The organism is Salinicola salarius, assembly GCF_002179555.1.
In the GTDB taxonomy this organism is placed as follows: domain Bacteria; phylum Pseudomonadota; class Gammaproteobacteria; order Pseudomonadales; family Halomonadaceae; genus Salinicola; species Salinicola salarius_A.
This window is the reverse complement of sequence record NZ_NHOU01000009.1, coordinates 24,751-49,164: the sequence shown is the minus strand read 5'-3', so window position 1 is coordinate 49,164 and position 24,414 is coordinate 24,751. Positions and strand designations below refer to the sequence as shown.

At 63.7% G+C, this 24,414-nt stretch carries 22 protein-coding genes; 4 read left to right on the top strand and 18 right to left on the bottom strand.

All coding sequences use genetic code 11. The features are described 5' to 3' along the window. Nucleotides 1–55 precede the first annotated feature (55 nt). The 4 genes from CCD76_RS09220 to CCD76_RS09205 form a co-directional block, all read right to left on the bottom strand. On the bottom strand, nt 56–598 hold the full coding sequence (locus CCD76_RS09220) for a dihydrofolate reductase (RefSeq protein WP_087719226.1): 543 nt from the start codon (nt 596–598) through the stop codon (nt 56–58). Continuing rightward, entirely contained in the window at nt 595–1,389 is a 795-nt protein-coding gene (locus tag CCD76_RS09215; RefSeq protein WP_087719225.1) for a thymidylate synthase, read from the bottom strand. Before CCD76_RS09215 ends, CCD76_RS09220 begins: the two co-directional genes overlap by 4 nt. Nucleotides 1,390–1,502: 113 nt before the next feature. After that, entirely contained in the window at nt 1,503–2,309 is an 807-nt protein-coding gene (lgt, locus tag CCD76_RS09210; protein WP_087719224.1) for a prolipoprotein diacylglyceryl transferase, read from the bottom strand. 203 nt (nt 2,310–2,512) lie between these two features. Then, nucleotides 2,513–3,304, bottom strand: coding sequence for a sulfite exporter TauE/SafE family protein (locus CCD76_RS09205; protein WP_087719223.1), 792 nt, complete (start codon nt 3,302–3,304; stop codon nt 2,513–2,515). Nucleotides 3,305–3,568: 264 nt separating this feature from the next. On the opposite strand from CCD76_RS09205, the gene CCD76_RS09200 reads away from it, so the two are divergent. Further along, complete coding sequence (locus tag CCD76_RS09200) at nt 3,569–4,342, top strand: NRDE family protein (protein WP_087719222.1); 774 nt, start codon at nt 3,569–3,571, stop codon at nt 4,340–4,342. On the opposite strand, the gene ptsP is transcribed toward CCD76_RS09200, so the two are convergent. Beyond that, nucleotides 4,333–6,594 (bottom strand): phosphoenolpyruvate--protein phosphotransferase, encoded by a 2,262-nt coding sequence (gene ptsP, locus CCD76_RS09195; protein WP_087719221.1) that lies wholly within the window; start codon nt 6,592–6,594, stop codon nt 4,333–4,335. The two genes, CCD76_RS09200 and ptsP, sit on opposite strands and share 10 nt — an antisense overlap. Nucleotides 6,595–6,740: 146 nt before the next feature. Next, nucleotides 6,741–7,241, bottom strand: a complete 501-nt coding sequence (locus CCD76_RS09190) for an RNA pyrophosphohydrolase (RefSeq protein ID WP_087719308.1) — start codon at nt 7,239–7,241, stop codon at nt 6,741–6,743. A gap of 293 nt (nt 7,242–7,534) precedes the next feature. On the opposite strand from CCD76_RS09190, the gene CCD76_RS09185 reads away from it, so the two are divergent. Next, complete coding sequence (locus CCD76_RS09185; protein ID WP_087719220.1) at nt 7,535–8,191, top strand: HAD family hydrolase; 657 nt, start codon at nt 7,535–7,537, stop codon at nt 8,189–8,191. Nucleotides 8,192–8,356: 165 nt separating this feature from the next. Here the strand turns inward: CCD76_RS09185 and rsd are convergent, their stop codons facing one another. The 8 genes from rsd to CCD76_RS09145 all read right to left on the bottom strand — a co-directional run bounded on the left by rsd (nt 8,357) and on the right by CCD76_RS09145 (nt 17,830). Continuing rightward, nucleotides 8,357–8,869, bottom strand: coding sequence for a sigma D regulator (gene rsd, locus CCD76_RS09180; RefSeq protein WP_087719219.1), 513 nt, complete (start codon nt 8,867–8,869; stop codon nt 8,357–8,359). Between the two features lie 66 nt (nt 8,870–8,935). Beyond that, nucleotides 8,936–9,490 (bottom strand): disulfide bond formation protein B, encoded by a 555-nt coding sequence (locus CCD76_RS09175; RefSeq protein ID WP_071232561.1) that lies wholly within the window; start codon nt 9,488–9,490, stop codon nt 8,936–8,938. Between the two features lie 118 nt (nt 9,491–9,608). Further along, complete coding sequence (gene gshA / locus CCD76_RS09170) at nt 9,609–11,177, bottom strand: glutamate--cysteine ligase (protein WP_218777010.1); 1,569 nt, start codon at nt 11,175–11,177, stop codon at nt 9,609–9,611. A 213-nt stretch (nt 11,178–11,390) separates the two neighbouring features. Further along, nucleotides 11,391–13,775 (bottom strand): Tex family protein, encoded by a 2,385-nt coding sequence (locus tag CCD76_RS09165; protein WP_087719306.1) that lies wholly within the window; start codon nt 13,773–13,775, stop codon nt 11,391–11,393. A gap of 212 nt (nt 13,776–13,987) precedes the next feature. Next, on the bottom strand, nt 13,988–15,571 hold the full coding sequence (locus CCD76_RS09160; protein ID WP_087719218.1) for a phosphoenolpyruvate carboxykinase: 1,584 nt from the start codon (nt 15,569–15,571) through the stop codon (nt 13,988–13,990). 186 nt (nt 15,572–15,757) lie between these two features. Beyond that, on the bottom strand, nt 15,758–16,630 hold the full coding sequence (gene hslO / locus CCD76_RS09155) for an Hsp33 family molecular chaperone HslO (RefSeq protein ID WP_087719217.1): 873 nt from the start codon (nt 16,628–16,630) through the stop codon (nt 15,758–15,760). A gap of 100 nt (nt 16,631–16,730) precedes the next feature. Continuing rightward, nucleotides 16,731–17,123: an RNA-binding S4 domain-containing protein gene (locus CCD76_RS09150; protein WP_087719216.1), complete on the bottom strand. Its 393-nt coding sequence runs from the start codon at nt 17,121–17,123 to the stop codon at nt 16,731–16,733. A 47-nt stretch (nt 17,124–17,170) separates the two neighbouring features. Next, nucleotides 17,171–17,830: an HAD-IA family hydrolase gene (locus CCD76_RS09145; protein WP_087719305.1), complete on the bottom strand. Its 660-nt coding sequence runs from the start codon at nt 17,828–17,830 to the stop codon at nt 17,171–17,173. Between the two features lie 138 nt (nt 17,831–17,968). On the opposite strand from CCD76_RS09145, the gene nudE reads away from it, so the two are divergent. Continuing rightward, nucleotides 17,969–18,562 carry an ADP compounds hydrolase NudE gene (gene nudE, locus CCD76_RS09140; protein ID WP_087719215.1) on the top strand — a complete coding sequence of 198 codons (594 nt, stop codon included), beginning with the start codon at nt 17,969–17,971 and terminating at the stop codon, nt 18,560–18,562. A gap of 141 nt (nt 18,563–18,703) precedes the next feature. Here the strand turns inward: nudE and CCD76_RS09135 are convergent, their stop codons facing one another. Both CCD76_RS09135 and CCD76_RS09130 read right to left on the bottom strand, forming a co-directional pair. Then, complete coding sequence (locus CCD76_RS09135; protein ID WP_087719214.1) at nt 18,704–19,069, bottom strand: hypothetical protein; 366 nt, start codon at nt 19,067–19,069, stop codon at nt 18,704–18,706. Between the two features lie 108 nt (nt 19,070–19,177). Continuing rightward, on the bottom strand, nt 19,178–20,128 hold the full coding sequence (locus tag CCD76_RS09130) for a LysR family transcriptional regulator (RefSeq protein ID WP_087719213.1): 951 nt from the start codon (nt 20,126–20,128) through the stop codon (nt 19,178–19,180). A gap of 214 nt (nt 20,129–20,342) precedes the next feature. Between CCD76_RS09130 and CCD76_RS09125 the strand changes: the two genes are divergently transcribed. Beyond that, complete coding sequence (locus tag CCD76_RS09125) at nt 20,343–21,629, top strand: UxaA family hydrolase (RefSeq protein ID WP_087719212.1); 1,287 nt, start codon at nt 20,343–20,345, stop codon at nt 21,627–21,629. 65 nt (nt 21,630–21,694) lie between these two features. On the opposite strand, the gene CCD76_RS09120 is transcribed toward CCD76_RS09125, so the two are convergent. After that, entirely contained in the window at nt 21,695–22,744 is a 1,050-nt protein-coding gene (locus CCD76_RS09120) for an oxidoreductase (protein ID WP_087719211.1), read from the bottom strand. A gap of 181 nt (nt 22,745–22,925) precedes the next feature. Continuing rightward, nucleotides 22,926–24,185 carry an acyltransferase family protein gene (locus CCD76_RS09115; RefSeq protein ID WP_179208889.1) on the bottom strand — a complete coding sequence of 420 codons (1,260 nt, stop codon included), beginning with the start codon at nt 24,183–24,185 and terminating at the stop codon, nt 22,926–22,928. Nucleotides 24,186–24,414 lie beyond the last annotated feature (229 nt).

The following is a 24,414-nucleotide window of genomic DNA, read 5'->3' as shown; positions in this document are numbered from 1 at the left end:
ACTCCATCCCGCTCGAGCGCATGATTTCTCTTGGGCGCATGGCTTCTTTGGCGACTCAGCCAGACCCAGGCGTGCGGCGATATTGGACGAAAGCATAATTCGGCCGATCCGGCTCCGACACCATGGGGATGCGCTCCACTTCCTCCCACTGGTCACGCTCGACGTCCGGGAAGAAGGCATCGCCCTCCACCTCGACATCCACCTCGGTGAGGTGGAGCCTGTCGGCAACCGCCAGCGCCTGCCGGTAGATCTCGCCTCCGCCCATCACCATGATTTCATCCGCGCCGTCGATCAACGCCTGATGATCGGCGAGTTGCAGCGCCTCGTCCAGCGAGTGACACACCCGAATGCCCTCGCGCTGGTAGTGAGAATCGCGCGTTATCACGATATTGAGCCGTCCCGGCAGCGCACGGCCGATCGACTCGAACGTCTTGCGCCCCATCACCAGCGGCTTGCCCAGCGTGAGGGACTTGAAGCGCTTCAGGTCTTCGGGCAAATACCAGGGCAGGCGGTTGTCCACGCCGATGACGCGATTGCGCGACATCGCCGCGATCATCGCCACCGGTGTTTCCAGCTTCAGTGATTTCACATCGTTCATACGGCGATCGGGGCCTTGATGGATGGGTGAGACTCGTAGCCCTCGATCGCGATGTCCTCGAAGCGGAAGTCGAACAGATCATCGACCGCCGGATTGAGCTTCAACCTCGGCAGCGGCAATGGCTCGCGGGAGAGCTGCAACCGGGCCTGATCGAGATGATTGAGATAGAGATGGGCATCCCCCAGCGTATGCACGAATTCGCCGGGCTTCAGCCCGCAGACCTGGGCGACCATGTGGGTCAGCAGCGCATAGCTGGCGATATTGAACGGCACGCCCAGGAAGATGTCCGCGCTGCGCTGATAGAGCTGGCACGATAGCTCGCCGTTGGCGACATAGAACTGGAACAGCGCGTGACAGGGCGGCAACGCCATCTCGTCGACCAGGGCAGGGTTCCAGGCCGAGACGATGTGGCGGCGAGAGTCCGGGTTACGGCGTATCTGCTCGACCACCTTGGCGATCTGATCGATATGCTCGCCATCGGGCGCGGGCCAGCTGCGCCACTGGTAACCGTAGACTGGCCCAAGATCGCCATCGGCATCCGCCCACTCGTCCCAGATGGTGACGTTGTGCTCGTGCAGGTAGGCGATATTGGTATCGCCCCGCAGGAACCAGAGCAGCTCATGGATGATCGAGCGCAAGTGGAGCTTCTTGGTGGTCACCAGCGGGAAGCCCTCGCGCAGATCGAAACGCATCTGGTGGCCGAACACGCTAAGCGTGCCGACACCGGTGCGATCGGCTTTTTCAACGCCGCTGTCGAGCACGCGCTGCATCAAGTCGAGATAGGGCCGCATGGGCACGCTCCTTTACGGTGACAGGCCCATCGCGGGAGATGAGCCTGTCGAAACACTTTATCAAATTCGAAACGGCTGGAGATCGGAGCATTCGCTCGCTCGGCGCGCCCCGCTCAGCGGGCAGTTCGATCCTCGCGCGCGTCGTCGACCCCATTGTGCCGCGACCAGACGATCAGTGCGATACCGGCAAGAATCATCGGCAACGACAATAGCTGCCCCATGGTCAGCCAATCGAAGGCGATGAAGCCCAGTTGCGGATCCGGACGACGAAAGAATTCGGACAGGAATCGAAACGCGCCGTAGCAGATCAGGAAGAGCCCCGAGACGAAGCCGCGCCGGCGCGGCGTCAGCGAGACGATCCAGAGCACCCCGAACAGCACGACACCTTCGAGGAAGAATTGGTACAACGAAGAGGGATGACGCCCCTGCCCGCCCATGCCCGGGAAGACCAGCGCCCAGGGAACGTCGGTCACGCGGCCTGGCAGTTCATGGTTGATGAAATTGCCGATGCGTCCGGCACCCAGTCCGATCGGCACCAGCGGCGCGATGAAATCCGTCAGCTGGAAAAACGCCAGGCCGTGCTTGCGCGCGAACAGCAGCGCCGCCACCAGCACCCCCAGCAGGCCGCCGTGGAAGCTCATGCCGCCGTCCCAGACCTGGAATATCCACAGCGGGTTTTCCAGCAAGCGGTCCAGGCCGTAGAACAAGGCATAGCCGATACGACCGCCGAGCACGACTCCCAGCGCCCCGTAGAACAGCATGTCGCCGATATCGTCCGGCTTGAGCCCCAGGCGGTCGGCGCGTCGGCGCCCAAGCCACCAGGCCCCCACGAAGCCGATGACGTACATCAGTCCGTACCAGTGCACCTTGAGCGGGCCCAACGAAATGGCCACCGGGTCGATCTCGGGGTAAGCCAGCATGCTTTCTCCTTGGCTACGAAAGAGTTAGGGGGAACGCTGAATAAATCGGCGAGCAGGATGAAGTGGGCGGCACTCCGTCGCAAGGCGCACGGAGCGCAGGAACCGGAGCATATGGGTTATATGTGAGGATTCCGACCGGGCTGGCGCTCCAGCACCGCGCAACGAAGCCGATTCACCTGCGCAGACATTTATGCAGTGTTTCCTTAGCCGATCATCAGCTTGATCCCTACCACGATCAGCAGGAGGGCAAAGATACGTCGCAGCGTCCTGGCAGGCAATGCATGAGCGACTTTGACCCCGACCCGGGCCATTGGCACGCTGGTCACCATCAGGCCGAGAAACGCCGGCCACATCACGTAGCCCGTCGCCCCCGCGGGTAGCGTCATCACGCCCCACCCCACGACGATGTTGGTCAAGGTGCCGATCAGCGCGATCGGCAGGCCGATCGCCGAGGAGGTTCCCACTGCTTCCGTCATGCGGCTGGTGAAGCGCGACAACCAGGGCACCGACATGACGCCGCCGCCGACGCCGAACAAGGTCGAGACGCCGCCGATCACCGTCCCGGCCAGCGTCATCGGCCAGCGGCGCGGCACCCGGCCCCGGGTTGCCGGCGGGCGCGTCAACAGCATCTTCAGTGCCATCAGCACCGCGAAAACGCCAAACAGGCGTGTCAACGCATGCCCGGGCAGGGCCGACGCCAGCAGTACGCCGACAATACCGCCGACGATGAGCCCCGGGATCATCAGCCGCAGCCAGTCCTGGCGCACGCTACCGCGGCGCCAGTGGCCCCAGGCCGAGGACGCCCCGGTCACCACGATCGTCGCCAGCGACGTTCCGACCGCCAGATGCGCGACCACGGCAGGATCGAAACCTTGCGCCAGAAAGGTGAAGACCAGCGCGGGAACGATGACGATGCCGCCGCCGATGCCGAACACGCCGGCCATCAGACCGGCAGCGGCGCCGACCAGCAGATAGATCGCGATGGCGGTCAGCATCGGACGCCCCTTGCAAAATCGGATGAAAACGACGAAACATCGCCCAGCGTCGGGACAACGTTCGGATTGAGGAAGACTGACATGAAGCGATCCTGTAGAGAGCGAGGCATCGGTTGGCTGGGGCGCGAGTGTCGCCGCCTCGGCGTCAAGCCACCGGCGGTGTTGGGCGCGAGTCGCTAGCGTGCTCATGTTACGCTGCCGTCGGGGTCGTGTCATGGCAGCGCCCTCTCACCGGCTCTTCTCTTGCCTGTCAGGAGGCAGCTCATGTGCCTGATCGTGTTCGATTGGCAACCCGAATCTGCAGTCAAGCTGCGCCTTGCCGCCAACCGCGACGAGTTCCATGCCAGACCGGCCGAGCCGCTGCACAGTTGGCCGGACGCCGAACTGATCGGCGGTCGCGACTTGCTGGGCGGCGGTACCTGGCTCGCGGCGACGCACTCCCGCGTGGCCGCACTGACCAACGTTCGGGACGGTCTGGCACCGGTGCTCCCCGACGCCCCCAGTCGCGGCCAGCTCGTCCGCCAGGCGCTGGAGACCGATGACCTGACGGAATGGCTGAGCAGCCTGGCCGAAGGCGGCGCCGAACCTTACGCCGGTTTCAACCTGCTGGTCATGGCGGAGGATCGGCTCTGGACGTTTCATCACAGCCGTCACGGGACCCGCTGGCAACGGGTGGTGCCCGGCCTGCACGGGCTCTCCAACGCCACGCTGGATACGCCCTGGCCCAAGCTCGTCCGTGCCCGCGACGCCTTGCGGCGGTCGCTGGGCGCGTCGGACTGGCGAATCGGGATGTGGTCGGCCATGCGTGACGTTTGCCCGGCACCGGACGACGAACTGCCGGATACCGGTATCGACCGGGACCGGGAGCGCTTTCTGTCGCCGCCGTTCATCGAGGGGCAGGCGTACGGGACGCGGGCGACGACCCTGGTCACGGTCACCGCCGAAGACACGACACTGGAAGAGCGGCGATTCGGCCCCGGCGGCGAGCCGATGGGCCAGATGACACGCTTGGCGGCGAGCGCGCCGGATCAATCCTGAGGCGGCAGCAGGTGCCCTATCTGCCAGTCCGTCATCCGCTGGCGCAGGTGCGCTCTGACCACCGCCGTGGTGGGCAGGGAGAGCGTCTCCGCCACCAGCGATCGGGCATCCCCGATACTGACGCGGCGAATCGCCGCCCGCACTCGGGGCAGGCTGGGCGCGTTCATCGACAGCGCATCGAAGCCCATGCCCATCAGCAGCAGCGCGCCGGAGGGATCGCCCGCCAGCTCGCCGCAGACCGAAGCCGGAACCCCGAGCCGCTGGCTCTCCTCCGCGAGCCGTGCCAACGCGTTGAGCACCGCCGGATGACAGGCGTCGTAGAGACTGGCGACACGCGCATTGTTGCGATCGACCGCCAGCAGGTACTGGGTCAGGTCGTTGCTTCCCACCGAGAAGAAGTCGACGCGCTCCGCCAGCGCCGAAAGCTGGTAGAGCGTCGCCGGCACCTCGATCATCACGCCCACCTTGGGCGATGCCACCTCGATGCCGTCCTCGGCGAGCTCCTGCCGGGCACGCGCCAGCAGGCGCAGCGCGGTATCGACCTCGTCCACGCTGGTGATCATCGGCAACAGGATACGCAGGTTGTCCAGCTCGCGGGAGGCCATCAGCATGGCCCGCATCTGGACCATCAGCACTTCGGGATGATCGAGGGTAACGCGAATCCCCCGCCAGCCGAGGAACGGGTTGGCTTCGTTGATGGGGAAGTAAGGCAGATCCTTGTCACCGCCGATGTCGAGCGTACGCATCACCACCGGCAGGGGCGCGAAGCTGGAAAGCTGCTCGTGATAGAGCCGCGTCTGCTCCTGCTCGCTGGGGAAGCGCTCGTTCATCATGAACGGCACTTCCGTGCGATAGAGGCCGACACCGCTGACACGCGGCTTGAGCTGCGCCACCATATCGACCGCCAACCCGGTATTGACCATCAGCGGCATCCGGTGACCATCGGAGGTTTCGCTGGGCAGATGCTGTTCGTGCTCCAGCACTTCCGCCAGCGCCCGTTCCTCCTTGATCAAGCGCTCGTAGCGCTTGGCCAGCTGAGGCTCGGGGCGCACGAACAAGCGCCCCCGGTGGCCGTCGAGAATCGCCTTGGCCCCGTTGATCCGAGGCAACGGCAGATCGACCATGCCCAGCACCGTCGGGATACCCATGGCCCGCGCCAGGATCGCGACATGCGAGTTGCTGGAACCCCGGATCGACACCAGCGCGGCCAGACGCCCCCTGGGCAGTTCGCCCAGCGTTGCCGCACTGATCTCGTCACCCACCAGGATGGTATTGTCCGGGTACGTAGAAGGCGTCATCTCGTTGCCTTCCTGGAGGTGCGCCAGCACTCGGCGGCCCAGATCGCGAATATCCGTTGCGCGCTCGCGGAGATAGCCGTCGTCGACGCGCTCCAGGTATTGGGTATGGCGGCGCACCACATCGGCAAGCGCCCCCGGTGCCCACTGCCCTTCGCGAATCCGCTTTTCGACCTCGTTGCCCAGCGCGGCATCGCCCAGCATCTGCTGGTAGACATCGAAAAGCGCCAGTTCCTGGGTGGAGATACGGCTGGCAAGACGCGCGCCCGCCTTGCGAATATCCTCGCGAACGTGGGCGAGCGCCGCATGCAGGCGCACCACCTCGGCATCCGGATCGGTGGGTATCAGATCGGGAACGCTGTCCAGGTCCGCCGGCGGCGCGATCACCACGATCTCGCCGATCGCCATCCCCGGCGATGCCGCCACGCCGGAAAACATCGCCTGCCCGTCAGGCTCCGTGGGGCGGTTGAGCGTGCCCGACACCAGCGCGTGGGCCAGCACACCGGCCAGCTGCGCCGCCATAGTGACCAGAAAGGCCTCGTCACCTTCGTCGAAGCGGCGTTTTTCCTGCTGCTGAACCACCAGCACCCCCAGCATTCGGCGCTGGTGGATGATGGGCACGCCGAGGAAGCTCGAAAAGCGCTCCTCCCCGGTCTCGGCAAAATAACGAAACTGCGGATGACCCGGCGCATCCTCGAGATTCAGCGGCTCCTCCCGCTGACCGACCAGGCCGACAAGGCCTTCGCCCAGACGCAACGTCACGATACCCACGGCCTGGGTTCGCAAACCGATGGTGTCCATCAGCACCAGACGATCGCGCTCGCGGTCGAACAGATAGATGGAACAGACATCGGTGCGCATCGCCTTGCGGATGCGGCGCACCATGGTGGCCAGCGCGGCATCCAGGCTACGGGCGCCGTTGACTTCCTGAACGATGCGGCGAAGGGTATCGAGCATGAGCCTTTTTCTTGTGGGCGAGGTGTTCCTCGTCGTGGCATCGGGACGGGCATTGCCGGCCCCCTGATAAGAGCTTCGAAAGCAGGCGCCTCGAAAGCCGTATCAGGGGCACGCCGGGCACCCATGGATCTGTTGGCGGCCTTGCCCTAAAGCCTGGCCATTTCCTCCAGTGACAGTCGATGAAACTCAGGCGCCAGCTCCCGTAGCGCGCGCCGGTAAACCTCGCGCTTGAACGAGACGACCTGGCCCAGAGGATACCAGTAACTTACCCATCGCCAGCCATCGAATTCCGGTTTGGGCGTGCTATCGACACAAACCCGACTGTCGTGACAGCGAATTTTCAGTAAAAACCACTTCTGTTTCTGGCCAATACAGATTGGTTTCGAGTGCGTTCGGACCATGCGTCGGGGGAGACGGTAACGCAGCCATCCTCGCGTACAAGCCACCACATCCACATCCCTCGAGGTCAACCCGATCTCCTCCTCGAGCTCCCGGAAGAGTGCCTGATGCGGTGTTTCGCAAGCCTTGATACCTCCCTGCGGAAATTGCCACGCTTCCTGACCCGCCCGACGCGCCCAAAGCAGCTGGCCGTCACAGTTGGCAATGATGATACCAACGTTCGGCCGAAAGCCATCGGCGTCTATCACAGCGTTCACCTTAGCTCAATCGTCGTTGACATCATTCTTCCACAAAGCGAGAAAGGGCATCAATACGCCTTAAGCCAACCCGCCATAAAACCTTGAAAAGAAGGATTCTTATCCTGTCACCGTTGGTGACGAAGACTTGATCGACCGGTGCCGACAGCCGAGCGCGACCGGCGTGGGCAAATCCGCGGGAGTTTGCGATACTGCCGAGCGCTCGGGCTCATGCCTCCGAGCGACAAGATTCCTGATCGACAACTTGATCCACAAAACATGCGGTACGCAAACGGGAGCCAACCTTGAGCCTGGCCATCTTCGATCTCGACAACACCCTGCTGAGCTGTGACAGCGACCATGCCTGGGGCGAATTTCTGGTGGAGCAAGGCGCCGTGGATGGCGACGCCTATCGTCGCGCCAACGATCAATACCTGCGGGACTATCAAGCCGGCCAGCTGGACATCATGGCGTATCTGTCGATGGCGCTGAAACCGTTGAGCGAGCATAGCGAAGAGCAACTCAACGCCTGGCATCAACAGTTCATGGCCTGCAAGATCGAACCCCACATCCTGCCCCAGGGCGAAGAGCTGCTGGCCTGGCATCGTCAGCGCGGGGATTTTCTGCTGATCGTCACCGCCACCAACCGCTTCATCACGGGCCCTATCGCCCAGCGTCTGGGGGTCGACGATCTCATCGCCATCGAGCCAGAGCGCGAGAACGGGCGCTATACCGGTCGCGTCGAAGGGGTTCCCAGCTACCGCGAAGGCAAGGTCACGCGGATCCGGCAATGGCTGGAAGATCAACCCGCCCTGACGCTGGACGACGCCTGGTTCTACAGCGATTCGATCAACGATCGCTACCTGCTCGAGGAAGTGGCCACGCCCGTGGCGGTCGACCCGGACGACGCGCTCAGAGCGCTGGCCAACGAGCGAAACTGGCGCGTGCTTTCGCTGAGATAGCCATCGGCGCCATCCTGAGCCGGTGGTTCGGCGGAAAGGCCTAGACATGATGCAGACAAGTTATAGGCAAGGCGTAAACCGAGAAGCCCCGACCAAGGCCGGGGCTTACTGTTAGACCGGGGCTTACTGTTCGATAGCGGCAAGACGATCGACTTGGGGCGGAGGTCAATCCGTCCGTACGGATTGGGCATCCGACGCCTTGGCTACGTCGACAGGCGTGTGCGCCGCATGCAGGCGGCTGATCAGCTGATCCTCAAGATCGAATCGCTCCGTCATGCTTCCGCCGAGCTTCTCCAGCCAGCCGGGGAGACGGTCGGTGTAGCGCTGACAGCGCGACGGCGTGGCGTATTCATTATCGAAATCGAGTACCAGCTGCGTCGAGGCATCGACCCGCGCCAGCAGCTTGTCGGCCACCGCCAGCGCCTCGCGATCCTCGAAGGCTTTAGCCTCTTCTCGCAATTGCGGGTAGATCTCGAAATGCCCGGCGCTGATGTAATCCATCAAGGCTTCACTGAAGGTATCGATGCGCGTCTTGGACACCGCCGAGAGATCGGCATCGCAGAATTCACGCAGGTCGACCAGCGTCACGAGCATGTCATAGCGCTGTTCCAGCCATCGATCGATCAAGGCATGAACGCCACCCCAGCGCTCCTGAGCGGTTTTGCAATCTTCCAGCATGATCAGCCTCTCCCTCGTCGCCTCTCTCCCTCATCGCGTGTTTTCCAGGAGACATGGCATCCTGCTTCAGGACGCCTGCCCCGCCGGCTCGCGAACCGTCTTACCACTGTAGCGCACTCGAGATACGATCATCATCACCGGAATGATGCCCAGGACGACGAATCCGGCCAATGTCCACTGCGGCAACGTCACGCCCCACAGGGCCCCCTCGACCGCCGCGCACTCGCCGGAACCATGCAGCACCCGGGACATGACGTCCCACAGCGGCAACATGTCCATCATGTAATCCAGGCCAGGCCCGCAACTGGGCACGCTGTCCGGCGGCAGGGTCTGCAGCCAGACATGCCGCCCTGCCACACCAATTCCGCCAAGCACGGCGAGCAGAGAGAGCCCGGCATAGACGAAGCCACCGCGTCGTCCGGGATTATGGATCGCACCGATCAGGAAGACGATACCCGCGGATATCACGGCGACGCGCTGAAAGATGCACAGCGGGCAGGGTTCGAGACCGACGCCATACTGCAGGTAAAGGGCAACGGCCATCATGAAGCAGCACATCAACAGGCCCAGCACGCACCACTGACGAACGCTTGCCTGCGCTATCCAACGCTTGATTTGCATGTTCCTTCCCACTGCATGCCGGAACGCAATCGCACCGGCGGTTTTCCAACCTCGACGACAGCCGGTTTCGAGGACCTTCGTCGAACGTCATGAATTCGCGATTTACGGGTTCACTGACTCACGCTGCCGAACGGGGTTCCCTCGCCCGCTGGAAATAATCGGCGATGAACTGCGCGAAGGAAACCTGATCCTCGGCCTCGATATCGTGCTGCTGCTGATGCGAGGTTTCGACCAGTTGGGAAAACAGCTCGGCGCGGGATTCATCCATCGGCGTCGAACGCCACTGCTCCGCTTGCGCCTTGGCGAGATCGGCAATCAGATCCGCCCACTCGCCCCCGTGTGCCTGCATGGCGCGCAGCATCTGTGCCGAGGGCGTCAGTTCCGGATCGTCCAGACGCAAAGCGATGGCATTGATCGCGGCGACATGGAGATCATCTCCCTCGATGGCGTCCAGCAGCTCGGCGACCCTGCGCATGCCATCGATGATCTCGTGCCCGCGGGTGCGCAGCGGCACGCGACGATCGCCGATCTGCAGTTCCAGGTTCGGATCGCGCCCCCGCTCGACCACCAGACGACGATTGTCGTCCAGGCGGTCGCACTCCTCGTCCGGAATCCAGGGGCTCTCGGAAAGCAGGCACCAGAGCAGGAAGGTATCCAGAAAGCGCATCTGCGGCTCGTCGATCCCCAGCGGCAGAAACGGGTTCAGGTCGAGGCAGCGTACCTCGATATACTCGACGCCACGCGCTTCCAGGGCCTGGGTCGGCGTCTCGTCGTGCCGTGCCACGCGCTTGGGGCGAATGTCGCTGTAGTACTCGTTTTCGATCTGCAGGATGTTGGCGTTCAGCTGGCGCCAGTCACCGTCGACCTCCACGCCGATCCGGCGGTAGTCCGGCCATTCGGCGGAGATGGCGTGGCGCAGCGTGCCCACGTAGTTGGAAAGCGAGTTGAAACAGATCTTCAACTGCTCCTGCACCTTGTTCTGGTAGCCGAGATCCGACATGCGCAGGCTGGTCGCGTAGGGTGCGTAGAGCGTTCTCTCGCCCAGCGGCTGGAGCTTGTCGCTGCGATCGTCGCCGCCCTCGCCCAGGAAGCTCCGGTCCAGCGCCGGCGAGGCGCCGAACAGATAGAGCAACAGCCAGCTGTTGCGCCGGAAGTTGCGGATCAGATCGAAGTAGCGGGTCGAACGGTAGCCCTGCAGCGACTCGTCCTGGCGGCCTTCCAGTTTCTGCAGCAGCGGCCAGATATCGTCCGGCAGCGACACGTTGTAGTGGATACCGGCGATCGACTGCATGATGCGGCCGTAGCGCGCGTCCAGCCCCTTGCGGTACACATGCTTCATCGTGCCGACGTTGGAAGTGCCGTAGTCGGCGATCGGAATGCTGTCGTTACCCTGGAGTCGCGCCGGCATGCTGGCCGGCCAGATCCACTCGCCGTCGAACTGGCGATAGGTGAAACGCACCAGGTCGCCCAGAAACGAGAGCGCATCGGCGGGACGGCAATAGACCGGAGTGATGTACTCGAGCAGAGCCTCAGAATAATCGGTCGTGATATGCGGATGGGTCAGCTTGGAGCCGAGCCCGTGCGGATGAGCGGTCTGGACGATGGAACCCTCCGCGTCGACTCGCAGACCTTCCTTTTCGATGCCCCGCCGTAGACGACCAAGCAATCCCTTCTGGGCCGGCGCCATCAAGTGGCCGACGTTCGTGGCGAGTTGATCAGACACGCTCAACACCTTATCTCGTTGGAGGAGCGCCGCTCCCCCGTTTGTCCGTGCGTTGACGATGCCGAAAGGAGATCGCTCCCGTTTCGGTCCGCCTCGAGCAAAACCTCATTATGGAGCCGGCGATAGCGCTTTCAAGGCTAACGACTTTTTACCGGATCGCCAGAGTCTGCTGCCGTTTCAGCGCGAGCCGCGCTGCTGCGCCTTGAGCAGCGCCTCCGCCATCGCACCGCCGGGCTGCGCGGATTGACGATCGCCGCCGCCCTGACGAGACTGCCGCCCTCGCCCTGCGTCACCACGGCGAGACTTGCCGCCACCGGCGCGACGCTCTCCCGGAGACGTCTTCTCGCTGGCCGTGTCACCGAGTCGCATCGTCAAGCCGATGCGCTGGCGCGCCACGTCGACCTCCATCACCTTGACCTTGACGATGTCGCCGGCCTTCACCACCTGGCGCGGATCGTCGACGAACTTGTCGGCCAGCGCGGAAATGTGCACCAATCCATCCTGATGCACGCCGATATCGACGAACGCCCCGAAGTGAGTCACGTTGGTGACGACCCCTTCCAGCAGCATGTCGGGTTCGAGATCGCTGATCTTCTCGACCCCTTCGCGGAACGTCGCCGCCTTGAATTCGGGACGCGGGTCGCGGCCTGGCTTGTCGAGTTCCGCCAGGATATCGATCACCGTCGGCACCCCGAACGCGTCATCGACTGCTAGTGCATCTTGTAGATAGTCCGAGGGCTTGAGCGACTTGAGATAGCGACTGTCGCCGATCAGGCCGCCCAGCTCGCGACCGTTGCGCTCGGCGATGCGCGCCACCAGCGGATAGGCTTCCGGGTGCACGGCACTGGCGTCGAGCGGATTGTCACCGCCCATGATGCGCAGGAACCCGGCGCACTGCTCGAAGGTCTTGGGCCCCAGCCGGTCGACGCTCAGCAGCTCCTGGCGGGTACGAAACGGCCCTTCCCGGTCGCGCCGCGCGACGATGTTGTCGGCGAGCATCTTGCTCAGCCCCGAAACCCGCGAAAGCAGCGCGCCGGAGGCGGTGTTGAGATCCACGCCCACGGCATTGACGCAATCTTCGATCACCGCCTCGAGACTGCGGGACAGATTGACCTGGGAAACATCGTGCTGATACTGGCCGACGCCGATCGACTTGGGATCGATCTTGACCAGCTCGGCCTGCGGATCCTGCAGGCGCCGGGCAATCGAGACCGCGCCACGAATCGAGACATCGAGATCGGGGAACTCCCGTGCCGCCAGCTCCGACGCGGAATAGACCGAGGCGCCGGCCTCGCTGACCATGACCTTGGCAACCTGGCGCGGCGCCACGCGCTTGACCAGCTCGGCGGCGAGCTTGTCGGTCTCCCGGCTGGCCGTGCCGTTGCCGATCGCGACCAGCGACACCTCGTGGCGCTCGACCAGATCGGCCAGCGTCGCCAGCGCCTCGTCCCAGCGCTTCTGCGGCGCATGCGGGTAGATGACCGCCTGCTCGAGGAAGCGGCCGGTGGCATCGACCACCGCGACCTTGCACCCGGTGCGCTGACCGGGATCGAGCCCCAGCGTGGTGCGCGGTCCGGCCGGCGCCGCCAGCAGCAGGTCCTTGAGGTTGGCGGCGAATACATCGATCGCCTCCTGCTCGGCCCGCTCCCGCAGCCGTCCCATCAATTCGGTTTCGAGGTGGGTGTAGAGCTTGACTCGCCAGCTCCAGCGAACCACCTCCTTCAACCAGCGCGAAGCGGGCTGCTCGGCGCCGAGATCGATGCCGACGTGGCGCGCGATCGCCACTTCGGCGGGATGAATCGGCGCCTCGTCTTCTCCCGCCATCGTCAGCGAGAGCGACAGCACGCCCTCCTTGCGTCCGCGGAACATCGCCAGCGCCCGATGCGACGGTGTCCTGGCGAGGTTTTCGTCATGCTCGAAGTAGTCGGAGAACTTGGCGCCTTCCGTCTCCTTGCCCTTGACCACCCGGGCGCGAAGCTGCCCCTCTTCCCACAATCGCTCGCGCAGCCGGCCGACCAGTTCGGCCTCTTCGCTGAAGCGCTCCATCAGGATCTGCTTGGCCCCGTCCAGCGCGCTCCTGGCATCCTCGATGCCATGGCTCTCGCCGGTGGCACTATCGATGAACGCCGCCGCTTCACCGTCCGGATCGAGGCCGGGATCGGCCAGCAGCCGGTCCGCCAGCGGTTCCAGCCCCGCCTCCCGGGCGATCTGCGCCTTGGTCCGACGCTTCTTGCGATAGGGCAGATAGAGATCTTCCAGCCGCTGCTTGGTGGTGGCTGCCTCGAGCTCGGCGCGCAGCGCATCGGTCATCTGCCCCTGCTCGTCGATCGCCTGCAGGATCGCCTCGCGACGCTCTTCCATTTCGCGCAGATAGCGCAAGCGCTCTTCGAGTGCGCGCAGCTGGCCATCGTCGAGACCGCCGGTGACCTCCTTGCGGTAACGGGAGATGAACGGGACAGTGGCACCGCCATCCAGCAGTTCGACGGCGGCATTGACCTGATTGGAGCGAACGCCGAGCTCATCGGCGATCAACGCAATGATTGCGGTTTGAGTCTTGGACATGAAAACCATCACGATAGGTAGGATCGCGCCACGTTAGCACACCGGCGCGGGAGGCTCACACTCCGGCGGTATCGAAGTCGCACAAACCAGACGGGGATGGCCGATGGCCATCCCCGTCAGATACCGCACGACTCGCGGCAGGCAGCTCGACGAACCCGTCTCGGACAGGCGCCGGCGTGTCTACAGGCGCCAGAGTATCGTATCTACAGACGTCAGAGCGTCTGCGGGCCGGCCGCGACGATCGCGGCATCGACATCGTCGAACTTGGTGAAATTGGCGATGAACTTGGCCACCAGCGCATTCATCTGTTCGCGATAGGCCTCCTGGTCGCTCCAGGCATCACGCGGGTCGAGCAGCTTGGCATCGACCCCGTCCACCGCCAGCGGCACGTCGAGATTGAGCCCTTCGATATGCCGGGTCTCGATGTCCTTCAGGTCGCCTTCCTGGATGGCGCGAATGATGGCGCGCGTCGTCGGAATGCTGAAGCGGCTGCCGCCCTGGCCGTAGGCCCCGCCACTCCAGCCGGTATTGACCAGGTAGACACGAGACTCGAAGGCCTCGATGCGCTTGATCAGCAGGTCGGCATATTCATGCGCCGGGCGCGGGAAGAACGGTGCGCCGAAGCAGGTCGAGAACGTCGCCTCGAGGCCGCTGGTGGAGCCCATCTCGGTCGAACCGACCTTGGCCGTGTAGCCGGACAGGAAGTGATAGGCCGCCGCTTCCTTGGAGAGCAGCGAGACCGGCGGCAGCACGCCGCTCATGTCGCAAGTCAGGAAGATGATCGCGCTCGGCTCGCCGGCGCGGTTTTCCTCGACGCGTTTCTCGACGAATTCCAGCGGATAACCGGCACGCCCGTTCTGGGTCAGGCTGTCGTCGGCATAGTCGGGCACCCGATCCTCTGTCAGCACCACGTTTTCCAGCACGGTGCCGAAACGGATGGCGTCCCAGATGATCGGCTCGTTCTTGCGCGACAGATCGATGGTCTTGGCATAGCAGCCACCTTCGAAGTTGAAGACGGTGCCTTCACCCCAGCCATGCTCGTCGTCGCCGATGAGATAGCGCTCCGGATCCGCCGATAACGTCGTCTTGCCGGTGCCGGACAGCCCGAAGAACAGCGTGGTTTCCCCGTCCTCGCCGACGTTGGCACTGCAGTGCATCGGCAGCACGTCCTTCTCCGGCAACAGGAAGTTCTGCACCGAGAACATCGCCTTCTTCATCTCGCCCGCGTAACGCATGCCGGCCAGCAGCACCCGGCGGCGCGCGAAATTGATCATCACCGTGCTTTCGGAACGCGTGCCGTCACGCTGAGGATCGCAGACGAAGTCGGGGGCGCTCAGCACCGTCCACTCGCTCTTGTCCTTGGGGTTCCAGTTCTCCGGGCGCACGAAAAGGTTGCGCCCGTAGAGGTTGTGCCAGGCCTTCTGCGTGATGACACGAATCGGCAGGTAGTACTCCGGATCGGCGCCGACATGCAGCTCGGAGACGAAGGTATCGCCACCCGCCAGGTAGTCCTCGACCCGCTCCCACAGCGCATCGAACACGCCCGGTCCGATCGGGCGGTTGACCTGCCCCCAGTCGATCAGATCCGAGGTGGAGGGCTCGTCGACGATGAAGCGGTCCAGGGTGGACCGGCCAGTGCGCTCCCCCGTCTCCACCACCAATGCACCATTGGCGGCCAGCAAGCCTTCTCCTCTTGCGAGGGCATATTCGACCAGCTCGGCCGTGGTCAAATTGGTGTGCGCTTTCGCGGGGCGGGAATCATTGGCAGCCTGGAACGAGGCTTGAGAGGTGGTCATTATCCGGTCCTGGGCGCTGAGGCCTCTGTTTTCGTGTCGTTTCACAGCGTCGAAAGCCCGCCGCTGCGACGCCTGGCGGGCGAAAAAGGATCGTCATTATGGCAAAAAGCGCCCGGCGCGCAAACGCCGGACGCCCGGGGCCGATTCCGCTCCGATCAAGGCGCCTGACGTCGTCGAGCGCCCAGCTCAGTGCAACGTCGGCGATGGCGCCTGGGGCGAGTCGATGATCGCCTCGATTTCTGCCGCACTAAAATGGTACCGGGTATGACAAAAATGGCACTGCGTATCGATCGCCTTCTGCTCGTCCAGAATGCTGCGCAGCTCATCGGCCCCGAAGGTATGCAAGGCGTTGGCGATGCGCTCCCGCGAGCAGGTGCAGCCGAACGTCAGCGCCTTGGGCGCGAAGACCCGCGTGGTTTCTTCATGGAACAGCCGATACAGCACGTCCTGGGCCGGCAACGTCAGCATTTCGTCGTCGGTGATCGTGGAGGCCAGATGAACGACACGCTCCCAGGCATCAGGATCCTTGTTGGAGGCATCGTCCGGCAGCTGCTGCAGCAGCAGACCGGCGCTGCGCTGGCCGTCGGCGCTCAGCCACAGGCGCGTCGCCAGCTGCTCCGACTGCGCGAAGTAGGCTTCCAGGCAGCTCGCCAGGTGATCGTGTTCCAGCGCCACGATGCCCTGATAGCGATTGCCCTCGGCAGGATCGAGGGTAATCACGATCTGGCCGTCGCCGACCAGCTGTCGCAGCGTGGCGTTGTCGGCGAATACCTGATTCTCGTCGTAGCGGGCGATGGCCCGCAGCTGGCCGCCCGGATTGGATTCGGCCATCAGCACGTCGACGCCCTGCTTGCCCCGGATCTCCAGGCTGACCGTGCCATCGAGCTTGACCGTCTCGGTCAGCAGGGCCACGGCGCTCAACAGCTCTCCCAGCTGGTAGCGGATCGGCTCGGGGTAGTCCTGGCGCTCGAGCACTTCCCGGTAGGCGGACTCCAGTTGCACGATCTCGCCACGCACGTTGGTATCGTCGAATAGAAAACGCTGGATTTCATCGTTCATGAATCATGATCTCGTCGGACGCCGGACGAATCGCAGAGGATTGCCCGGCAATGGCAGATAGGGGTTGGCAGGCAGTTCACGGCGCCAGCGCGCCAGACGTTCAGTCGTCGGTGTGCTGACGCTGGAAGCGGTGGATATCGCGGCGCTGGCGCTTGTCCGGTCGCTTGATCGGCGGCTGCATCACTTGATTGGCCAGCTTTCGCTGATGCGCTTCCCGGGCTCGACGGTCGATGCTGTCGGGAGTTTCGGCATAGAGTTGCTGCGCCTCGGGCGCGCCGCGGCGCTGATCGGACAGCGCCAGGACCTCGACGGTCGCGTTGTCCCAGCCTTGCGGCACCTCGATCAGCGCCCCGACCTCGACATTCCTGCTGGTCTTGACGCGATTGCCGTTGTAGCGGACCTTGCCGCCCTCGATCGCTTTCTTGGCCAGCTGGCGCGTCTTGAAGAATCGCGCCGCCCACAACCATTTATCGATACGAACCGTTTCACTCATGGATCTGTCACCTCGACCTGCGTAGATGGGGGTCGCTGGCCATCGCTTCAAGCCGGCGTTTCGGGCAGCAGTGACGCGAAGCGATCGACGACGGTGAATGCCGGATGCGCACTACCGGGCTTGCGGCTGTCGGGCTGATGGATGCCCAGCAGGTAACGAATGCCGTAATCCCGGGCGCACGCCAGCACGTCGGTATTGTCATCGACGAACAGGCTGCGTGCGGGGTCGAACGGATGCAAGGCCTGCATCGCGTCCCAGAACGCTGGCTGCTCCTTGGGCGCCCCCACGTCCGCGGAAGAGACGATACGGTCGACATAGCGGTCCAGGCCCGTCAACGGCAGCTTGAGCCCGAGACTCTCGCGGTCGGCGTTGGTCGCCAGCACGACGTCCACCGGCGCGGCCTTGAGCCACTCCATGAATGCCAGCGCGTCGGCGCGCCAGCCGATCAGGTGCGCAACCTCGCGTTTGAGCGCGACGATATCCAGCGACAGTTCGCGACTCCAGTGCGCCAGGCTGTACCAGTCCAGCGTTCCGCGGGACTCGAGAATTCGAGTCTCCAGCGCGGTGCGATGCGAGTCGTCGAGACGATGCAGCTCGACGTAGCGACGCGGCAGGTGCTCCAGCCAGAAATGGCTATCGAAGTGAAGATCGAGCAACGTACCGTCCATATCCAGGAAAACGGTATCGATGGCGTTCCAATCGAGCATCGGCGGCGTCTCGGCAATCGGTAAAAAGAAACTTCCCGTGCGGTGCTTCCATTGCCGCACGGGCGGCATGGGCGTTTCCCCCACGAGCAAGCATCGATTATTGTACCCAGTGCAACCCGCCCGATGCACGGAGGCCCCATGGCGCCGACAGACTCTTCCTCGTTACCCTTGACCAAGCCGACGATTCTCGAGCGGCGCCATATGGCCCAGAGCGAACTGTTTGCGATCGAATCACTCGATTTGCGCTTCGCCAATGGCGAGCAGCGAACATTCGAACGTTTGAAAGGCAAGGGACGCGGTGCGGTGATGGTGGTGGCGATGCCGGACCCCGATCATGTACTGCTGATCCGCGAATACGCAGCGGGCTTCGATGAATATATGCTCACCCTGCCCAAGGGATTGGTCGACCCGGGCGAGGACATCATCACGGCCGCCAATCGGGAACTCATGGAAGAGTGCGGCTTCGGCGCCAACCGCATCGAGCCGCTGGTGGAGCTGTCGCTGGCGCCCAACTACATGAATCACCGCATGCAGGTGATGCTGGCCAGCGATCTCTACGAAAGGCGGCTGGAGGGGGACGAGCCCGAACCATTGATCGTCGAAACGCACGCCATCGACGACATAACCGGCTTGCTGGCTCGCGACGATTTCCACGAAGGACGCGCCATCGCAGCACTCTTCATCGCGCGAGAGAAGCTGCGCAGCGAGCGCGAGTCCGATAGCTGGTGGTGAAGACATCGCCGCAGCCGCGGGCGGTCCCTCTCTCCCGCCTCTCGACACATGACAAGAAAACGACCCCCGCCCCGCTGAGCGGGACGAGGGTCGAACAGTAATACTAGTTTCGAACGCTTCTATCGCGAAGCGAACAGACGATCACTCGGGATCCACATCCTGGGCAGAGTCGACGCCATGATTACCTTCCATATCGTCCTTCATCGGGCCACGGGCTGCGGATTCATCCTGTGCAGAGCCACCTTGGGCCTTCAGGCTGCCCGGCTGGGTGTTGGCAGAGCCCGTCTGGGCATTGTTCTGGTCCGGGATACTGTTCTCGGACGGTAGCGACCCATGGGTTTCGCCCGACATGCTCCCACCTTGAGCCTTGGTAGGAGCGGATCCACCGGACTGAGTATTGGCCGAACCCGTCTCCGGGCTGACGCTTGGTGCCTGCTCCTGAGCAAAAGCACCCGCGGCGGGCAGAGCGATCAGCGTAGCGAAAATGGCTGCGTTAAGCTTTTTCATGTGAATCCTCCATAATTCATCTTGGCTCGCAACACGATCCCGGCAACCGTTGCCAATGCTGCCCGTGTCACGAGAGCTTGCCTGAGCAATCTATACAAAACCTAGACACTAACTCGGCACTTGGCAAATTTCAGCGGCCGCTTTTCCTACGCTGTCGTAACATTCGATAAAGCGTCGAGCTGCCGGCGACAGCTCTCGATCACGCCGCCAGAGCAGCTCGAAAGCAGGATTGCGCGTCCTGAAAAGATAGTTCACCCGCGCCACATGACCCCGCGCCACCTGCTCCCGCGCGATACGTTCCGGCAACAGCGCCAGCACCCCGTCGTCCCGTTCCAGCATGGCCAGGATGGCGTAGGTAGACGAGATCTCGATCGACTGTACCGGCTGCGAGAGGCCCGCGGCGACGAACTCCTGCTCCAGCATCCTCGGCATGCTGACGGGATAGACGATCCACGCCTGCCTGGCCAGGGTGGTGAAATCGGGCTCGTCGACCTTCACCAGCGGATGCGCGGGGTTGGCGACCACCCAGAGCGGTTCGGGAAAGTGCCCGTGGCAATGGTAATCGCCCGGGCGCCGCCCGAAGTTGGAACGACACAGGGCGACATCGATCCGCCCCTCGTCGAGCAGGCGCAGCAGCCCCTCGCTGGTATCCTCGATCACCTGCAACGACAGCGAAGGCTGCTCGGCGCGAACCTTGACGATGGCCTCGACGATCGCCGCGATGGCGCCCATCGTTCCCCCCACCGCCAGATGCCCGCCGAAGCCCTGCTGGATACCGATCATCTCCTCGCGCAGATGCGCCACGTCGGTCTGGATCAGCCTCGCGTAGCGCACCACGCAGCGCCCCAGATCGTTGGCCTCCAGCCCCCGCGCGCTACGCAGGAATAGTGGCGCGCCCAGCGTCGACTCGATCTCGTTCAGCGCCCGTGTCGCGCCGGGCTGGGAAATCGCCACCTGCTCGGCGGCCTTGTGAATCGACCCGCACTCGTCGAGCGCCATCAGCAAGCGCAACTGGCGCAAGCGCAGACGCGACATCAGGGTTTCCAGCGTCGGGGGCATCGACGACTCCTCTCGCTTGCGACGCGATCCATAATTGAGACTTTGGGCGAATGCACGGCCGTTATCACTCGATCAGCAACTCTCAGTGGTGGGGCACACCGTGACCGGATAGGGTGTGGCTACCACCAGAATCATAATAAACAACTGATTAAAAAAGGCTTTGACCCGAAGCCGCATAGACCAAAGTGGCACAAGCCGCCCGAGGAGCCAACTCATGGCACTGATCGAACACACCACCGAGGCCCCCGCCTCGATCATCCGCCTGCACGAACGCGATGATGTCGTCATCGCGCGTACGCCGCTGCCCGAAGGTACCGAAGTCCTGCCGGGCATCGTCCTGACAACCGCCGTGCCCGCCGCCCACAAGATCGCCATCCGAGCCCTGGACAGCGGAGACATGGTTCGCCGCTACGGCCAGATCATCGGTCGCGCCATCCGTCCCATCTCGCCCGGCGATCATGTCCACGTCCACAATCTCGGCATCGGCGACCTGGAAGGCGCCGGTCAGGAACAGGGCGATGTGAAGGGCTATTCGAAGGGCTATTCCAAGGACTATTCGAAGGACTATGCCATCGGCAGCGAGGTCACGCCCGTCGAGCGGATCTCTCCCGCCGCCACCTTCATGGGGATTCAACGAGCGGATGGCCGTGTCGCCACGCGCAATTACATCGGCATTCTCACCTCGGTCAACTGTTCCGCCACGGTCGCTCACGCCATCGCCGATCATTTCCGGCGCGACGTTCATCCCGAGGCGATGGCGCCCTACCCCAACGTGGATGGCGTGGTCGCACTGACTCACGGCGTAGGCTGCGCGGTGGCCGCGGATGGCGAAGCGCTGGAGATGCTGCGGCGTACGCTCGCCGGCTACGCGCGCCACGTCAACTTCGCTGCCGTGCTGGTCATCGGCCTCGGCTGCGAGACCAATCAGATCGACGCGCTGATCGAGTCCCAGGGGCTGAAGCCCGGCCCCAGGCTGCACCCCTTCACTATCCAGCAGATCGGCGGCACCACCAAGGCGATCGCCGAGGGCATCCGCCATATCGAGCAACTGCTGAACGAAGCCAACCAGGTCGCACGGACACCCTGCTCGGTCGAGCATCTGCGAGTCGCGCTGCAGTGCGGTGGCTCCGACGGCTACTCCGGCATCACCGCCAACCCTGCCCTGGGCGCCGCCGTGGACCGCTTGATCGCCCACGGCGGGAGCGCCGTACTGGCCGAGACGCCGGAAGTCTACGGCGCCGAACACCTGCTGACGCGCCGGGCGGTCACCCCCGCCGTCGCCCACAAGCTGATCGAGCGCATCCACTGGTGGGAGGAGTTCTGCCGGGTTCGCGGCGCTTCGCTCGACAACAACCCGTCTGCGGGCAACAAGGCCGGCGGCCTGACCACGATTCTCGAGAAGTCGCTGGGCGCGAACGTCACGGCTACGGCCAACAGGAGTTCGTGCCCTGGCAGATCGGCGTCATTACCTGAGAGTCAGATCATCGACCGTCGAAAGTAAGCGACCCGAGCCAGCACCTGCTGGCTCGGGTCGTTTCGGATACGCCGCAACGGGTTCGACGTACGTCAGGCCAGGCTAACGAACTGCCCCGACTCGGCACTCTGGATGCCGGCCTCCAGCACCCGCATCACCTCCAGCGCAGCCTCCGCCGTCACCGGCAGCGGCGAACCGCTGCGAATGGCGTCGCGAACGCCAGCGTAGTAGGCCAGATAGTTCCCGGGCAGGGTCGGCACCTCGTGCAGTTCCGGCTGAATGCCCTCACGCACCTGGCCGATCGTCATCATGCCGTGGCGCCAGTCCTCTCCCCAGTGCGGCGATGGCAAGCGGTCGCCGCGCTTGAGCATGTCCTCCTGCGGGTCGAGGCCATGCTTGACGTAGCTGGCCCGCGTGCCATGAACGGTGAAGCGAGCCCCGGGCGCCGACACCAGCGTGCCGCCATGCAGTATCACGCGACATTCCCGATAACGGAGGACGGCATGGAAGTAGTCGTCGACCTTTGCCCCCTCGCGCTGACAGGCCAGATCGAGCGAGATCGCCTCCGGCGTGCCGAACAGGACCAAGGCCTGGTCGAGCAGATGGGAGCCGAGATCGAACCAGGCGCCGGCGCCGGGCGCGGGATCCTCGCGCCAGCGCTGCGCGACATCCGGGCGGAAGCGATCGAAATGCGACTCGAAATGCACGATTCGGCCCAGCGACTGGCTATCGATGAGATTGCGCACGGTCAGGAAGTCAGAGTCCCAGCGCCGGTTGTGAAATACCGACAGCAAGCGCTTGGCCTTGGCGGCCTGATCGCACAGCTTGCGGGCTTCATCCAGCGTCACGGTAAACGGCTTGTCGACGACGACGTGTTTGCCTGCAGCCAGCGCCTCGCTGACCAGCGAGTAGTGCGTCGCATTCGGCGTGGGAATGACGACCAGATCGATATCGTCGCGAGCGAACAGCGCCAGCGGCGTCGACTCCACCGGCACGCTCGGCCAGTCGGCATGGACCTTGTCGGCGTCCCGGCTCGCCACGGCGACCAGTGAAAGCCCGTCCTGCGCGGTGATCAAAGGCGCGTGGAACCGTTTGCTGGCCATGCCGTAGCCGACCAGCCCCACACGGATGAGTCCCTTCATGCTGCGTCCCTTAGAGATGAATTCCTGATCGCTTCGCTGGAAAAACCGGCGAAACGCACTTCCGTCTAGGATATCCCATGCGGGATCGCAATGATTCACCTCGAAAAAAGCCTTCGAGACGCAGAATTCAACGCTACCCACACCGCCCGGCACGGTCATGGCAGCGGCACAAGGCCGAACCTCAAGCCCTGACCGGCACCAGCGGTGACCGGCGCTGCTGCCACGCCGTGGGCAATCTCGCCTCCAGCCAGTGGCGTATCGGTGCCACCACGAAGCGCTGCATCAGAAGCGCCAGGACGACGATCAGCGCCAGATGAAACGCCATCGTCCACAGCGGAATCGCGAACTTGAGCGCCACATTGCTGCTATCGGCGATCCAGCTTTCGTGCCATCGCTGCAGCAGCCAGCGCGTTCCTCTCGCCATCGGGCCGATCAGCGGCGTATGCAATGCGAAGATGCACAGTGCCGACTCTCCCAACCGCTGCGCCCAGACCCGTACCATCGCGCTGCTCGGCGCAGCGAACGCACAAACGCTGAGCAGCACCAAAGCCTGAAATGGCAGCAACAGGCCATTGTGAGTCAAGTAATACAGGTGCAGGCCATCCAGCTTGAGCAACCACGCCCCGATCGGCACTCCGCACAAACCGAGCGTGAGCAGCGGATAGCGAAAGCGTCGGAAGGTCTCGCTCACGCGTTCCGACTGCCAGGCGCGATAGAGCAGGATACCGGCCAGAAACTCCGGCAATCGAAACAGCGGGTTGCGGTGGAGAACGCCCACCGTCACATAGTCGAACGAGCCGGCCAGCGTCGCCACGAGCGGCCCCAGGGCGTAGAGCCCCCAGACGCCCAGCAGCACCAGCCCATAGCGCTGAACCCGCATCAGTCTGGGCGCCAGCCACGGGAAGCAGGCATAGAAGAAGAGTAACGCCGAGATTGACCAGGACGCGCCGTTCAGCCACAGGAAGCGCGGCTCCCAGGCCTGCAGCAGCGTCAGCTGCAGCGCGATATGGCCCAACGCACTCGGCCAGGAAAGACGATCCGAAAACGCGGCTCGCGCTTCATCGCTCAGCGGGTAATAGGGGTGCGAGTTGAAGTAGACGTAAACCCCTTCCGGACGAATGGGGTACTGCAGCAACAGCAGCCCGATCGACAGCAGCATCGTCAGCACATGAATCGGGTAGAGATTGCACAGCCGCTTGGCAACGAAGGCCGGGCCGTGCATCTTCATCTCTCCCGCATGGTCCAGCGCCACGTGGGCGAGCAGGAAGCCGGACAGCATGAAGAACGTGCTGGTGGCGAAGAAACCCATGCCGACGAAACTTCTCACCATGTCGGGCATTTCGCTGTAGATACCGCCGAAGTGATAGGCGACCATCCACAGCGCCATCAGGAAGCGAAGCCACTCCAGCCCGTAATATCGTTGCCGCTTGATCGTGGACACGAAGCCACCTCCTTCACAACGCCGGATTGCGTCTGACGTCCCGAGCCGCCCAATAAGACCCAAGAGGCAACCTGGAACGATTGATATCGCGGCGAGCGCCGATGGAGCAGCCAGCCAGTCGAGTCGATAGCGAGGAATCAGCGGAAAAGCGGTACCGGGGATCGGTCGAACCACGGTCATCGGGGAATGCCCCGCTATCGTCGCCAAAGCGTAACCAAACGGCAACGGA

What these genes read in the sequence shown, in the direction of transcription:
- CCD76_RS09205 (WP_087719223.1), bottom strand. Translation starts at nt 3,304, where the DNA reads ATGCTGACCGCCATCGCGATCTATCTGCTGGTCGGCGCCGCTGCCGGT.
- CCD76_RS09120 (WP_087719211.1), bottom strand. Translation starts at nt 22,744, where the DNA reads ATGAAGGGACTCATCCGTGTGGGGCTGGTCGGCTACGGCATGGCCAGC.
- CCD76_RS09130 (WP_087719213.1), bottom strand. Translation starts at nt 20,128, where the DNA reads ATGCCCCCGACGCTGGAAACCCTGATGTCGCGTCTGCGCTTGCGCCAG.
- rsd (WP_087719219.1), bottom strand. Translation starts at nt 8,869, where the DNA reads ATGCTGGAAGATTGCAAAACCGCTCAGGAGCGCTGGGGTGGCGTTCAT.
- nudE (WP_087719215.1), top strand. Translation starts at nt 17,969, where the DNA reads ATGGCGCCGACAGACTCTTCCTCGTTACCCTTGACCAAGCCGACGATT.
- CCD76_RS09200 (WP_087719222.1), top strand. Translation starts at nt 3,569, where the DNA reads ATGTGCCTGATCGTGTTCGATTGGCAACCCGAATCTGCAGTCAAGCTG.
- CCD76_RS09165 (WP_087719306.1), bottom strand. Translation starts at nt 13,775, where the DNA reads ATGTCCAAGACTCAAACCGCAATCATTGCGTTGATCGCCGATGAGCTC.
- hslO (WP_087719217.1), bottom strand. Translation starts at nt 16,630, where the DNA reads ATGAACGATGAAATCCAGCGTTTTCTATTCGACGATACCAACGTGCGT.
- CCD76_RS09150 (WP_087719216.1), bottom strand. Translation starts at nt 17,123, where the DNA reads ATGAGTGAAACGGTTCGTATCGATAAATGGTTGTGGGCGGCGCGATTC.
- CCD76_RS09145 (WP_087719305.1), bottom strand. Translation starts at nt 17,830, where the DNA reads ATGCTCGATTGGAACGCCATCGATACCGTTTTCCTGGATATGGACGGT.
- CCD76_RS09175 (WP_071232561.1), bottom strand. Translation starts at nt 9,490, where the DNA reads ATGCAAATCAAGCGTTGGATAGCGCAGGCAAGCGTTCGTCAGTGGTGC.
- CCD76_RS09160 (WP_087719218.1), bottom strand. Translation starts at nt 15,571, where the DNA reads ATGACCACCTCTCAAGCCTCGTTCCAGGCTGCCAATGATTCCCGCCCC.
- CCD76_RS09215 (WP_087719225.1), bottom strand. Translation starts at nt 1,389, where the DNA reads ATGCGGCCCTATCTCGACTTGATGCAGCGCGTGCTCGACAGCGGCGTT.
- CCD76_RS09220 (WP_087719226.1), bottom strand. Translation starts at nt 598, where the DNA reads ATGAACGATGTGAAATCACTGAAGCTGGAAACACCGGTGGCGATGATC.
- ptsP (WP_087719221.1), bottom strand. Translation starts at nt 6,594, where the DNA reads ATGCTCGATACCCTTCGCCGCATCGTTCAGGAAGTCAACGGCGCCCGT.
- lgt (WP_087719224.1), bottom strand. Translation starts at nt 2,309, where the DNA reads ATGCTGGCTTACCCCGAGATCGACCCGGTGGCCATTTCGTTGGGCCCG.
- gshA (WP_218777010.1), bottom strand. Translation starts at nt 11,177, where the DNA reads ATGGCGCCGGCCCAGAAGGGATTGCTTGGTCGTCTACGGCGGGGCATC.
- CCD76_RS09125 (WP_087719212.1), top strand. Translation starts at nt 20,343, where the DNA reads ATGGCACTGATCGAACACACCACCGAGGCCCCCGCCTCGATCATCCGC.
- CCD76_RS09135 (WP_087719214.1), bottom strand. Translation starts at nt 19,069, where the DNA reads ATGAAAAAGCTTAACGCAGCCATTTTCGCTACGCTGATCGCTCTGCCC.